Here is a 13,210-nt window from a genome sequence, read left to right on the forward strand (position 1 = left end):
AAGGTGGTCAACGCCTAAACGCTGCCTGCCAGCTTTCCTGGCCGCCACCCGAAAAAAGATTAGGGCCGGTCTATTCGATACAAGCGGCCCTGGTCCGTAATGGCATATAAGGCGCCATCCGTTCCCTGGGCAACATCGCGGAAGCGCTGCCCTTCCCCGGCCAGCAGCCGTTCTTCCCCGACTACCCGGTTGTTGTCAATCACCAGGCGCACGAGGTGCTGGCCGCTGAGGGCACCGATGAACAGATTGTTTTGCCATTCAGCAATGCGGTTGCCCGCGTAGAAGGTCATGCCGCTGGGCGACACGACCGGGTCCCAGTAGTATACCGGCTGCTCCAGGCCGTTGCTTTGCTGAATGCCGCTGCCCACGGGCTGGCCGCTGTATTCGAGGCCGTAGGTGATGGTGGGCCAGCCGTAGTTGGCGCCTGCCTGAACGCGGTTGAGCTCGTCGCCGCCGCGAGGCCCGTGTTCACTCTGCCAAATTTCCCCGGTTACCGGATGAATGGCTAGTCCCTGCGGGTTTCGGTGGCCGATGGAGTACAGCTCGGGGCGGGCACCCGCTTGCGCAAATACCGGGTTGCCCGGCGCCGGCTGCCCGTCTTTGGTGATGCGAACCAGCTTGCCCAGCGCCGAAGAAACCGATTGCGCCTGAGGACGCGTGGCCCGGTCCGACCGTTCGCCGGTGCTCACCACCAAGTTGCCCGTGCGGTCGAACACCACGCGGCCCCGTAGTGATTGGCGCCGGCATAGGCGGGCTCCGCCCGGTAGATGACAGTGGCCCCTTCTATCGCGCGTTCATCGGTGGCCAGGCGGCCCTTTCCAATAGCCGTCAGATTGCCGCCCGGGCGAGCTTCCGAAAACGACCAGTACACCAGCCGGTTGGTGGCAAAATCCGGGTCGAGGCACACGCCCAACAGCCCGCCCTGCCCGGCCGAATTGACCAGCAGCAGGCCTGTAATGGGAGCACTGACCGCGCCAGCCGCCGTGACCAGGCGCAGCTGACCCGCTTTCTCGGTAACGAGCAGGCGCCCATCGGGCAAGCTGGTGACACCCCACGGGCTGGTCAAAGAGGCCGTGACGACGGTGGCCCGGTAGCTACTGGCCGCCGTGGTGACACCCCTATCCGGGTTTGGCCCGTGAAGGCTGGGCGATACGTGGCGTTGGGAGTGTTAGTTTCCACCGGCGACCCGGTAGCCGGCGTGTCCGGAGTCGCCGTGTCGCCGTCGCGCGAACACGAGAGCAAGGGCAACGAACAACCAACGAGCAAAAGCAGTCTCAGTTTCATAAGCAGGAATTATACGGGGTGACTGTAGATAAAGGGGCGTGACCTGACCCGTGCCTAGGCCGGCACCCGCAAGGCCGCCAGCACTTTGTTAGGCGACATGGGCAGATCGCGCAGGCGGCGGCCGGTGGCGTGAAAAATAGCGTTGCTCACGGCGGCCGCCACGCCCACGATGGCAATTTCACCGATGCCTTTCACGCCCATGGCGTTGATGTAGGGGTCGTGCTCGTCAATGAATTCGACGGTCATATCCGGGATGTCGGCGTTAACGGGCACGTGGTAGTCGGCCAGCGAGGCGTTGGTGTAGCGGGCCAGGTGCGGGTCGCGCACCGTCTGCTCCATTAGGGCTGCGCCGATGCCCATGATGCCGCCGCCGATGATTTGCGAGCGGGCCGTTTTGGGGTTCAGGATGCGGCCGGCGGCGTGCACGCCCACCCAGCGCGTGACGCGCACGGTCCCCAGGTCGGGGTCCACCTGCACCTCGCAGAAGTGGGCCCCGAAAGCGTGCATGGAATGCTCGGCGGCGTGGTCTTTCTTGGTAGGCTCGGCATTGGCCGTAGCCAGCGGGTCTTCGTAGCTGCTGCCGTAGCGGCCGACGCCGTCGCCTTCCAGGTCCGTCATGTTGCCGCGCTTCATCAGTTCGCCGAAGGCTTCGCCTTTGCTAGGGTCGGCTTTCAGGTGCAAGCGGCCTTGGATTACGGCTACGTCGGCGGGTTTGGCGCGGAAGAGCGGCGACTTGGCGTCCATCACCGCTACCTTGATGAGCTTCTGCCACAGGTCCTGCGCCGCCACGTACACCGACGACGAGACCCGGCCCGCCGCGTTGGAGCCGCCCGACACGGGCGTGGAGGGCAGGTTGGTATCGCCCAGTTCAAAGCGCACCTTGTCGGGCGCGAGGCCCAGCGCGTCGGCCGCTACCTGCGTGATGATGGTATAGGTGCCCGTGCCCAGGTCGGTGGCCCCCGCCTGTACCACGGCATGCCCGTCGGCATAGAGGCGCACGCGGGCGTTGCCCTGCGAGTTATGGACGGGGTAGGAGGCCGTGGCCATGCCGTAGCCCACCAGCAGCTTGCCCTGGCGGGTCTGTCCGGCTTTGGGGTTACGCTTGTTCCAACCAAACAGCTCGGCGCCGCGGGCGTAGCATTGCTTCAGGCTTTTGCTGCTCCAGGGCTGGCCGGTGTCGGGGTCCTTGTCAGCATAATTAAGCAGCCGCACCTGAATGGGGTCCAGGTCGAGCTGCGCCGCCAAGTCGTCCATGGCACACTCGATGGCGAAAGAGCCGGGCATGTCGCCGGGCGCGCGCATCGAGGTGGACGTCATGACGTTGGCCTTGGTCAGGTGGTAGGTGGCCTCGTAGGTGGGCAGCTGGTAGAGCATGCCGATGATGCGGCTGTTAGTTTCGGTGTAGTCGTCCCAGGGCGAGGCGGTGGCCGTTTTGTCGTAGAGGAGCGAAAGTAGTTTGCCTTCCTTGGTCGCGCCTAGGCGCAGGGTCTGCTGCTGCTCTTCGCGGTGGCCCATGCCGGTGAAGTTCTGCGGACGCGTGAGCACCAGCTTCACCGGCCGGCCCACGGCCTTGGCGGCCAGGCAGGCCAGCACCGCGTGGGGCCACACCCAGGCTTTGCCCCGAAGCCCCCGCCGATGTACTTGCACACCACCCGCACTTGGTCCTGGGACAAACCCAGCATGCCGGCCAGCGTCTTTTGGGTTTCCAACACGCCCTGTGTGGCTTCGTACACCGTGAGGCGGTTGGGCGTTTCCCAGTGGGCGGTAGTGGCACCCGGCTCCAGATAGTTATGGTGCAGCGTGGCGTGGGTGTAGGTAGCGGCCAGCTGCACCGGGGCACTGGCAAAGGCCGCCTGCGCGTCGCCGCGCTTGGTCATGCCCTTCACTCGGCCCACTTTTTCGGGGGTGTACTGGGGCGCGTGAAGCGTGCGGTACGATGCGACCGGGGTTTCCGGCGCAATCTGCACCTTTACCAGCGTGGCCGCGTACTGCGCGTGCTCCATCGTGTCGGCCACCACCACGGCCACCGGCTGGCCGGCGTAAAAAATCTGGTCGGAGGTCATCGGCATGAAGCCCATGGGCGCACCCAGCGCCACTTTATCAACGGGTGCGTTGGGCGTTTTGGCCAGCTTGGGCAGGTTTTGCTGCGTGAAGATGGCGACTACGCCCGGTGCCTTTTGGGCCGCGCTGGTATCGATGCTGGTCACGCGGCCCCTGGCGACATCGCTGGTTTTAAGCACGGCATGCACCAAACCCGGCAGCTGGTTGTACTCGGCCGAGTAGGTGGCCGCGCCCGTCACTTTAGCCCGCCCATCAACCCGGCTCAGCGGCTGACCTACTACGCCCGGCGCAGCATTGGTTTCGAGAAACGTGGGTTCTTTATCCATCTGCTTGATTAGTAGCTGGTAGTAGGTAAATGCATAAGAGAGACAGGGGCCGTAGTGCGGGTTGCCGGTTAGTTTGACAGCCCGCGCTGCGGCCCCTGTTTGGCGCCCAGTTGAATCAGCCGGCCGTTGTCAGCGTCGGTCACCACCCAGAGGTTGCCATCCGGCCCATCTGCACGTCGCGGATGCGCTGGTGCTGGTTGAGCAGCAAGCGCTCTTCGCCCACCACTTTGTTGTCCTTGAGGACCAGGCGCACCAAGTGCTGGCCCGCCAGGCTGGCCACGAACAGATTGTTTTTCCACTCCGGCACGGCCGAGCCGGTATAGAAGGCGCAGCCGCTGGGGCCACCGTGGGGTCCCAGTAATACACCGGCTGCTCCAAGCCCTTCTTCTGGGTGATGCCGCCCTCAATGGGTTTCCAGTCGTATTCGACACCGTAAGCGATAACCGGCCAGCCGTAGTTGTGGCCGGGCCGCACGAGGTTCACCTCGTCGCCGCCCTGGGTGCCGTGCTCGTCTTCCCACAAGTCGCCGGTGACGGGGTGCCAAGCCAGGCCCTGGGGGTTGCGGAAGCCCACGGCCCACAGCTCGGGCAGGGCGCGGGTGCTGTCGGGGTGAAAACGGGGGTTGCGGGCCGCCGGCGTGCCGTCGGTATTGATGCGCACGATTTTGCCGAGCTGCGACGACAACTGCTGGGTTTTCAGCCGCGTAGGCTCAAACATGCGCTCGGATATCGACACCAGCAGCTTGCCTTCCTTATCGAAGAGCAGGCGGCTGCCGTAGTGCGCGTAGCCGTTGCTGGTGCTGTCGCGCACCTGGTAGATTTTCTTCACGTTTTCGAGGTGAAACTCGTCGGTGGCCAGCTTGGCCGAGGCCACTACCAGACCCGTACCGCCGTTGCGCTTGCGCTCCACGTAGGTCAGGTAGAGCATCCGGTTGGTGGTAAACTGCGGGTCCACGGCCACGTCGAGCAGGCCCGCGTCGCTTTGCTCGGGCCGGTAGGCAATGCGAGGCGGCAGGCCCTTGAGCGTATCGCCCACCAGCCCATCCTGCGTGACAATGCGCAGCATGCCTACCTTTTCAGTCACCAGCATCCGCCCATCGGGCATGAACGCCAGGGCCCACGGATGCTTGAGTCCCGACGCCACTACTTTCTCCGTGAAGGGCGTTTTGGTGAGCACCGCGCCCGTGCGGGTTTGGCCCACCACAGCCGGCTTCTGGCCCTTGCCGTAGGGTGCGCGCTGCTCCCAGGGCTGGCCGGACGCGGGCATGGTGGCCGGGGGGCGAGTGCCAGCCACCTGCTGCCCATTGCCATTGACGTTCTGCGCCTGGGTTGGGCTGGCCAGCAGGCCTAGGGACAAGACGCCCACCGCCGCGGTCTTAAGCAACGAATTCTTCATAAGGAAGGGCTAACAAATAGCCCATTGAGGAGCTGGCTATGTAGCATAAGCCCCTTTTAGAAAATGAAATAGGTTTAAAGCAGTTCGGCTAGCCTACTGCTTCGGCCACGGCGGGCTGATGCACGGTGCCTGCTCGCTGCCGCAGCGGCTGGGCTTGGCGCCCGCTACGCTGGGCCTGAATTTCGGCCACGATGCAGAGGGCAATTTCCTCGGGGTCTCGCTGCCCAAATCGAGGCCGATAGGGCTATGCAGCCGCTCCCGCAGCGCCACAACGCTGGCGGCCGGAGCCGTGTCCAGCTCTTCCAGCAGGCGTTGGGCCTTCTGCCGAGGGCCGAGCAGGCCGATGTAGGGGGCGGGGGAGTCCAGCAGGGTTTGCAGGGCGGCCAAGTCGTAGGCGTAGTTGTGGCTGAGCAGCACGTGGTAGGCCAGCGGGTCGGGCACGGCGGCTTCCAGTTCGCGCACCGGCACGACGCGCACCGCGGCGGCCTCGGGAAAGCGGGCGGCCGTAGCCAGGTTGGGCCGGCCATCCACCACGGTAATGTGCCAGCCCAGCGAAGCGCCGAGGTGCACCAGCGGCTGCGCGTCGTTGCCGGCCCCGTACACTACCAGGCGCAAGGGGGGCATCAGCACTTCCAGCAACGCCCGCACCGGGCCAGCCGCGGTGTCTAGGTCGAGGACGCGGGAATGGCTTTGAATCAGCGTATCGTAAGCGGCAGTGGCCAGCGTCGACGCCAGTGCGGGCGCACCCCGCACCGCCCCAGTTTCGGCGAGCAGCAGGCGCTGGCCCACGGCAGCCTTGGGGCCAGTGGTATCCGTTTCAAATATGGTGGCCAGCACGGCGGGCACCGGGTGCTGGGCAAAGCCGCGCAGGATTTCAAGGGGTTGTTGGAATCCTGAAAATCCAGCGGCTCCAGCAGTATGCGCACCACGCCTTGGCAGCCGGGCCCGAGGCCGTGGCGTGGGTCGTCCTCGTCGCGGGTGTCGTAGGTGACCAGGGCCGGTTCCCCCTGAAAGATGGCCCGCCGGGCCCGCTGGCGGGCATCACCCTCCAAGCAGCCTCCGCTGATGGCCCCCGTCAGCTCGCCGTCGTCGGTGACGAGCATGCGGGCCCCGGGCCGGCGGTAGGCCGAGCCCAGTACCTCCACCACGGTGGCCAGGGCGCAGGGCCGCTTGCTGGCCCGGTGCTGGTCGTAGGCAAGGAAGAGACGTTGAAGCTCAGTCATAATTCAAGCAACTAATTAGTAAACAGGGTTCTTGATGGCATCTGCCCTAGCCTTGTGCCATGAAAGCAGCGTCGGGTGATTGGTTCAGTCAGTCGGGCTGCTACCAATCAAGCCAGTCCCCTTGCTGCATCAGCTGGGCGAAAAATTCCGCGTACAGCTGCCGCCGCCGACGCGGCGAGGCGCTGCTTAGCACGAGCTGCGCCGTCCGCAGGTCTTGCAGCTGCTCGGCGGAAAACCGGAAGTTGAAATGCTGCTCTATCTGCTGGATCAACTCCACGAAGTCGAGCGCATCGAGGCCGAGATTGGGCTGCCCGGCCGATGGTGGCAACTGCTCGATTGAACGCGGCGGCAATAAGCGCACGGCCAGTTGCCAGATGGTGTCCCGCCAACTGGTTGCTCGCATAAGGTCGTTACCGGAAATAAAGCACTAACAGTTGACGAACGGGCGCCCTCCTCACGGCTGTGCTTGGCAGGCATAGCGCCAAAGAAACGGCCCCTACCCGCCTACTTTTCACTCATGAAAGGTGGGGAGGGGCCAGTTCACTCGGCGCGGCTCAAATCCGCTACGGTTGCACCTCAAACGTGACGGTCACGTTGCCCCGTCCGAGGGCCGCGGCCAGCCCAGCTGGGTTGTCAACCCGGCCCATGCGGGTGTAGCGGTAAGAGGTGGAAAACGTTTTGTAGAACAGCACCAGCGTATTGGAGCCGTAAAGCAGCAAGTCGCCCGCCTGAATCGTGCCTGGATTAGCGGCGTTAGTGGGCAGGCCCTGCGGCAAGTCGTAGTATTTCTCGTTGCCGTTCAGTTCCACCATCGAGATGGTTAGGGGCAGTTGGGCTTTGAAAGCGGTAGTGGTCGAATTGTCAAGCAGCGTAGCGGTAAACGTCTCGGAGCCAATTCGGATGCGAAGTTGCGTGCTCATAGTGGTGGGGTTGCCCGTGCCGGTGCCGGACGTAGTGCTAGTGGTATCCGGCACCGCGTCATCATCTCTACAAGCTGCGGCACCGAGGAAAAGCAGCAGCAAGGGCAGCAGTAGCAGATAGGTCCGTTTCATGGTGTGGCAGCTAGTTTAAATGGTGGCCGTGTCGATAACAAAGCGGTAGCGCACGTCGCCCTTCAGCATCCGCTCGTAAGCAGTGGTGATGTCCTGGATATCAATCAGTTCGATATCCGATACGATGTTGTGCTCAGCGGCAAAGTCCAGCATTTCCTGCGTTTCGGCAATGCCGCCAATGCTGGAACCTACTACACTCTTGCGGCCCATCAGTAGGGAGAAGGCCGACAAGTCCATTGGTTTGGGGGAGGCGCCAACGATGATGTGAACCCCATCCGTATGGAGCAGCGATAGGTACATGCCCAAATCGTGCGGGGCCGACACCGTATCGAGGATGAAGTCAAACGAGCCTTTTACAGCGTTGACCTGCTCTTCGTCCTTGGTTACCACGAAGTGGTGGGCACCCAGCGCTTTGGCGGCCTGCTCCTTATCGGGCGAGGTGCTGAGCACGGTTACTTCCGCGCCGAAAGCGACGCCCCACTTCACACCCATGTGGCCCAGGCCGCCTAGGCCAAGCACGGCCAACTTGTGGCCCTGGCCTACTTTCCAGTGCTTGAGGGGAGAATAGGTGGTGATGCCAGCGCACAGGAGCGGAGCTACGCCCGCCAGGTCGAGCTTGTCGGATACGTGCAGCACGAACTCCTCACGCACCACTACATTATTGGAGTAGCCGCCGTAAGTCGGCACCCCGTCCCGGCCCAGGTTGTTGTAAGTCTGGGTGTTACCTTCCAGGCAGTATTGCTCCAAGTCAGCCTCGCAGTTGGGGCATACCTGGCATGAATCCACCATGCAGCCCACGCCTACTAGGTCTCCCACCTGGAATGCCTTGACGTGGGAACCTATTTGGCTGATGCGGCCCACGATTTCATGGCCGGGCACCATGGGAAGATACCGGGAAACCAGTCGTTTTTGATTTGGTGGTAGTCGGAGTGGCACACCCCGCAGAAGGCAATATCAATCTGCACGTCGTGCGCCCCGACGTCGCGGCGCTCGAAGGTCCAGGGGGCAAGGTCAGTTTCAGGGTTTTGGGCTGCGTAAGCTTTGGTCGGAATCATAAAACTAGAGGAATGAGATGCTGGGGATTGGTAACGCAAAGTTACCCAGCAGCTTAACCGACAGTCTTACACCATTCAACGGAATATGTATGCTTTTCAAAGAGCCCGGCTAAACGGATTGGCGCAGGGCGGCCAGCACCTTGTTAGGCGTCATGGGCAGGTCGCGTAGGCGGTGGCCCGTGGCATGAAAAATGGCGTTGCCCACGGCTGCCATGGTACCAACGATGGCCACTTCGCCAATGCCTTTCACGCCCATGGCATTGATGTAGGGGTCGTGCTCGTCGATGAACTCCACTCTCATATCCGGGATATCCGCGTGGACGGGCACGTGGTAGTCGGCCAGCGAGGCGTTGGTATAACGGGCCAGATTAGGGTCGCGCACGGTCTGTTCCATCAGGGCCGCGCCGATGCCCATAATGGCGCCCCCCATGATTTGCGAACGGGCCGTTTTGGGGTTGAGAATGCGCCCGCCGCCGATAACGCTCACCCAGCGCGTGACGCGCACAGTGCCCAGCTCGGGGTCGACGTGCACCTCGCAGAAATGCGCCCCGAACGAGTGCATGGCGTGGTGACCCGGATCATCCCGCCCGGCGTCGTCGGATTTGCCATTGGCAGTAGTGCGGGCTTGAGTTGACTCATAGCCCGCACCGTAGCGGCCCAGGCCAAAGCCTTCGAGGTCGGTCAGGTTGCCGCGCTTCATGAGGGCGGCGAAATCCTCACCTTTAGCCGGGTTGGCTTTCAGCTGCAAGCGGCCTTGCACCACCTCCACGTCAGCGGGTTTGGCACGAAAGAGCGGTGACTTGGCATCCATCACCGCCAGCTTAGTGAGCTTCTGCCACAGGTCCTGTACAGCCACGTACACCGACGAGGCGTACGTGCCGGCCCCATCGAACCGCCGGACAGGATCGTAGTGGGCAGCACAGAATCACCTAGCTCGAAGCGCACCTTATCGGGGCAATGCCGAGGCAGTCGGCCGCCACCTGCGTGATGATGGTGTAGGTACCAGTGCCTATATCGGTGGCGCCGGCCTGCACCACGGCGTGGCCGTCAGCGTAGAGACGGACGCGGGCGTTGCCCTGGCCATTGTGCACCGGGTACGAGCCCGTCGCCATACCCCAACCCACCAGGGTTTTACCGTCGCGGGTATCTCCGTTTTTGGGGTTGCGTTTGCTCCAGCCGAAGAGCTCTGCCCCGCGGGTGTAACACTCCTTCAGGCTCTTGCTGCTCCAGGGCTTGCCCGTGCTCGGGTCTTTATCGGCATAATTACGCAGCCGGATTTCAATAGGGTCAATACCCAGTTGCGCGGCCAAATCGTCCAAGGCGGATTCAATGGCAAACGAGCCGGGCGATTCGCCGGGCGCGCGCATCCAGGTCGAGGTCATCACATTAGCCCTACCTAGCTTGGTCGTGGCCTCGAAGGCTGGGCACTGGTAGAGCATTTCCACGATTTTATGGTTGCTCTCGGCATAGTTGTCCCAGGGCGAGGTAGTGGACGTCTTTTCGTGCAGCAAGGCCAGCAGCTTGCCCTCGCGCGTGGCGCCCAGGCGCAACGTCTGCTGTTGGTCTTCCCGGTGGCCCATGCTGGTAAACATCTGGGGCCTAGTAAGCACCAGCTTTACCGGCCGGCCTACGGCCTTGGCCGTAAGCGCCGCCAACACCGTGTGCGGCCAAATCGCGCTTTTACCACCGAAACCGCCGCCGAGGTACTTGGTTATCACCCGCACATGGTCCTGCGGCAACCCCAAGTAGCCGCTCAGGGCGCGCTGATGCCACGTTATTCCTTGTACGGTGTCGTAGACGGTGAGGCGGTCGGCGGCCTCCCAGTGGGCGACGGTGGCGCCCGGCTCCATGGGGTTGTGGTGGTTGGTGGCATGGGTGTAGGTGGCCGTCAGCTGCACCGGCGCCGCCGCGAAGGCCTCGGCCGCTTTGCCCGGGTACCCTGGGCGCCCCCATTAGAATCTTTAGAAGGGTTGAAAAGCTGTGCCTTCGGGTCCTGGTAGGAGGCAACGGGCGCTTCCGGAGCAATAGTCACGCGCAGCTTGGCGGCGGCCTGCTGGGCGTGCTCTAGCGTATCGGCCACTACTACGGCCACCGGCTGACCGGCGTAGAAAATCTGATCGGACTGCAGGGGTAGAAACGTCATCTGCCCCGACGGGCCAATAGCTTCTCTGCCTTCCTTCGTCGCGGCCGTCAGTACCGGCTTGGGCAGGTTTTGGTGGGTGAGAATAGCCAGCACCCCCGGTTCGCGCTGGGCTGCGCTGGTATCAATACCGGTCACGCGGCCTCTAGCCACGTCGCTGGTTTTGATGACGGCGTGTACCAGACCGGGCAGCTGGTTGTATTCGGCCGAGTACTTGGCGGCACCTGTTACCTTGGCCTGGCCATCTACCCGGCTCAGCGGCTGGCCGACGGCATTAGGCGTCGCGTTGGTTTCGAAGAAGGCGGATTCGCTGTCCATGTACAGTGGTTGAATTAAGCTTTCTGACTTGGATTCATGGCCGCCAGCACCTTGTTAGGCGTCATGGGCAGATCGCACAGGCGGTGGCCCGTGGCATGAAAAATGGCGTTGCCTACGGCCGCGGCCGTACCCACGATGGCAATTTCGCCGATGCCCTTCACGCCCATGGCGTTGATGTACGGGTCATGCTCATCGATGAATTCGACGGTCATATCCGGAATGTCGGCATGGACGGGCACGTGGTAATCAGCTAAGTTAGGGTTGGTATAGCGGGCAAAATGGTCGTCGCGTACGGCCTGCTCCATCAGGGCCGCCCCGATACCCATGGTAGCGCCGCCTAGCACCTGCGAGCGGGCCGTTTTAGGGTTGAGAATGCGGCCGCCAGCCACCACACTCACCCAGCGCGTGACGCGCACGGTACCGAGCTCGGGGTCCACGCGCACTTCACAGAAGTGCGCCCCGAACGAGTGCATGGAATGCTGGCCGGAATCCTCCTTGCCAGCGTCGTCCGATTTGGAATTGGCAGTGGTGCGGGCTTGAGCCGACTCGTAGCCCGCGCCGTAGTGGCCCTGGCCGAAGCCTTCGAGGTCCGTCATATTGCCACGTTTCATCAAGGCCGCAAATTCTTCGCCTCTGCCCGGATTCGCTTTCAGTTGCAAACGGCCTTTTACCACTTCCACGTCGGCAGGCTTAGCCCGAAAGAGCGGCGATTTGGCATCTAGCACGGCTATTTTGGTGAGCTTCTCCCACAGGTCCTTCGAAGCCGTGTACACCGACGAAGCGAAGGTGCCAGCTCCCATGGAGCCCCCGAAATATTGGTGGTTGGCAGCACGGAATCGCCCAGCTCGAAGCGCACTTTGTCGGGCGCGATGCCCAGGCAGTCGGCGGCTACCTGCGTGATAACGGTGTAGGTGCCCGTACCCAGGTCAGTGGCGGCCACTTGCACCACGGCGTGGCCATCGGCGTAAAGGCGCACGCGGGCGTTGCCCTGCGAATTGTTGACCGGATACGTAGCCGTGGCCATACCCCAGCCTACCAGGTATTTGCCGTCGCGGGTCAAACCGTTTTTGGGGTTGCGCTTGCTCCAGCCGAATAGCTCGGCCCCGCGCTGGTAGCACTGCTTCAGGCTTTTGCTGCTCCAGGGTTTGCCAGTGCTCGGGTCTTTGTCGGCGTGGTTAAGCAGGCGAATCTGCACGGGGTCGATGCCGAGTTGGTAGGCCAAATCGTCCAGCGAGCTTTCCAGGGCAAACGAGCCGGGCGCTTCGCCGGGGGCCCGCATCCAGGTAGGCGTCATGACATTAGCCTTGGCCAGCTTGGTGGTGGCTTCGAAATTGGGGCACTGGTAGAGCATGCCCATGAATTTGCTGTTGGTCTCGGCGTAGTCGTCCCACTGCGACGTGGTGGACGTTTTTTCGTGTAGCAACGCCAGCAGCTTGCCCTCTTTGGTAGCACCCAACCGTAGGGTCTGCTCCTGGTCTTCCCGGTGGCCGACGCTGGTAAACATCTGCGGGCGGGTAAGCACTAGCTTCACGGGCCGGCCCACGGCCTTGGCTGTTAGGGCCGTCAGGACGCTGTGGGGCCAGATGGGACCCTTGCAGCCGAAGCCGCCGCCGAGGTACTTGGTTATCACCCGCACCTGCTCCATGGGCAAGCCCAAGAAGCCGCTCAGGGCGCGTTGCTGCCACGATACGCCCTGCGTCGCGTCATACACCGTGAGGCGGTCGGCGGCTTCCCAGTGGGCGATAGTGGCGCTCGGCTCCATGGGATTGTGGTGGTTGGTGGCGTGCACGTAGGTAGCCGTCACTTGCGCGGGCGCGGCGGCAAAGGCAGCGGCCGCTTTGCCGCGCCGCTTGGTGCCCTCGGCATCCGCATCGGGCTTGCCGCCGGGGTTGTAGCGCTGCGCCTTGGTATCTTGATACGAGGCAACGGGCGCTTCCGGGGTAATGGTCACGCGCAGCTTGGCGGCGGCGTGCTGGGCGTGCTCCAGCGTATCGGCCACCACGATGGCCACCGGCTGACCGGCGTAAAACACCTGGTCGGACTGCATCGGCATAAACGTCATCTGAATCGACGGACCAATGGCTTCTTTGCCTTCTTTGCTTTCGCCCGTCAGTACCGGCTTGGGCAAGTTTTGGTGGGTGAGGATGGCCAGCACGCCCGGCTCGCGCTGAGCGGCGGCACTGTCAAAACCTGTTACGCGACCCTTGGCCACGTCGCTCGTCTTGATCACGGCGTGTACCAAACCCGGTAGGTGATTGTATTCGGCCGAGTATTTGGCCGCGCCCGTCACTTTGGCCCGGCCATCGACGCGGCTTAGCGGCTGGCCGACGGCTACCGTTTGGGGGGAGTTTCGAAG

General features: G+C 63.1%; 10 protein-coding genes and 4 pseudogenes. All 14 read right to left on the minus strand.

Annotation, left to right across the window (positions count from 1 at the left end):
- Window positions 1–59 precede the first annotated feature (59 nt).
- A pseudogene (locus tag MUN86_RS30630) lies at window positions 60–1,284 on the minus strand (PQQ-dependent sugar dehydrogenase).
- A gap of 54 nt (window positions 1,285–1,338) precedes the next feature.
- A complete protein-coding gene (locus tag MUN86_RS30635) occupies window positions 1,339–2,538 on the minus strand; it encodes a xanthine dehydrogenase family protein molybdopterin-binding subunit (RefSeq protein WP_375379545.1) in 1,200 nt (399 codons plus the stop codon).
- Window positions 2,539–3,671, minus strand: a pseudogene (locus MUN86_RS30640) (xanthine dehydrogenase family protein molybdopterin-binding subunit); the annotation flags it as partial.
- 129 nt (window positions 3,672–3,800) lie between these two features.
- A complete protein-coding gene (locus MUN86_RS30645) occupies window positions 3,801–5,066 on the minus strand; it encodes a PQQ-dependent sugar dehydrogenase (protein WP_245127791.1) in 1,266 nt (421 codons plus the stop codon).
- Between the two features lie 264 nt (window positions 5,067–5,330).
- Window positions 5,331–5,690: pseudogene (locus MUN86_RS32640) on the minus strand (XdhC family protein); the annotation flags it as partial.
- A 71-nt stretch (window positions 5,691–5,761) separates the two neighbouring features.
- Window positions 5,762–6,289 carry an XdhC family protein gene (locus MUN86_RS30655; RefSeq protein ID WP_245127793.1) on the minus strand — a complete coding sequence of 176 codons (528 nt, stop codon included), beginning with the start codon at window positions 6,287–6,289 and terminating at the stop codon, window positions 5,762–5,764.
- Window positions 6,290–6,389: 100 nt separating this feature from the next.
- Window positions 6,390–6,692: an acyl carrier protein gene (locus tag MUN86_RS30660; RefSeq protein ID WP_245127794.1), complete on the minus strand. Its 303-nt coding sequence runs from the start codon at window positions 6,690–6,692 to the stop codon at window positions 6,390–6,392.
- Window positions 6,693–6,852: 160 nt separating this feature from the next.
- Complete coding sequence (locus tag MUN86_RS30665; RefSeq protein WP_245127795.1) at window positions 6,853–7,341, minus strand: cyclophilin-like fold protein; 489 nt, start codon at window positions 7,339–7,341, stop codon at window positions 6,853–6,855.
- A 15-nt stretch (window positions 7,342–7,356) separates the two neighbouring features.
- Window positions 7,357–8,396: pseudogene (locus tag MUN86_RS32645) on the minus strand (NAD(P)-dependent alcohol dehydrogenase).
- Window positions 8,397–8,505: 109 nt separating this feature from the next.
- Window positions 8,506–9,258, minus strand: coding sequence for a xanthine dehydrogenase family protein molybdopterin-binding subunit (locus MUN86_RS31555; protein WP_280640703.1), 753 nt, complete (start codon window positions 9,256–9,258; stop codon window positions 8,506–8,508).
- Window positions 9,259–9,325: 67 nt separating this feature from the next.
- Window positions 9,326–10,294 (minus strand): xanthine dehydrogenase family protein molybdopterin-binding subunit, encoded by a 969-nt coding sequence (locus tag MUN86_RS31560; RefSeq protein WP_280640704.1) that lies wholly within the window; start codon window positions 10,292–10,294, stop codon window positions 9,326–9,328.
- Window positions 10,285–10,854 carry a xanthine dehydrogenase family protein molybdopterin-binding subunit gene (locus MUN86_RS30685; protein WP_245127796.1) on the minus strand — a complete coding sequence of 190 codons (570 nt, stop codon included), beginning with the start codon at window positions 10,852–10,854 and terminating at the stop codon, window positions 10,285–10,287. Before MUN86_RS30685 ends, MUN86_RS31560 begins: the two co-directional genes overlap by 10 nt.
- 14 nt (window positions 10,855–10,868) lie before the next feature.
- Window positions 10,869–11,654, minus strand: a complete 786-nt coding sequence (locus MUN86_RS32165; protein WP_311182756.1) for a xanthine dehydrogenase family protein molybdopterin-binding subunit — start codon at window positions 11,652–11,654, stop codon at window positions 10,869–10,871.
- A complete protein-coding gene (locus MUN86_RS32170) occupies window positions 11,582–13,096 on the minus strand; it encodes a xanthine dehydrogenase family protein molybdopterin-binding subunit (protein WP_311182758.1) in 1,515 nt (504 codons plus the stop codon). Before MUN86_RS32170 ends, MUN86_RS32165 begins: the two co-directional genes overlap by 73 nt.
- Between the last annotated feature and the right edge of the window lie 114 nt (window positions 13,097–13,210).

It is taken from the genome of Hymenobacter volaticus, assembly GCF_022921055.1.
GTDB classification, from domain to species: domain Bacteria; phylum Bacteroidota; class Bacteroidia; order Cytophagales; family Hymenobacteraceae; genus Hymenobacter; species Hymenobacter volaticus.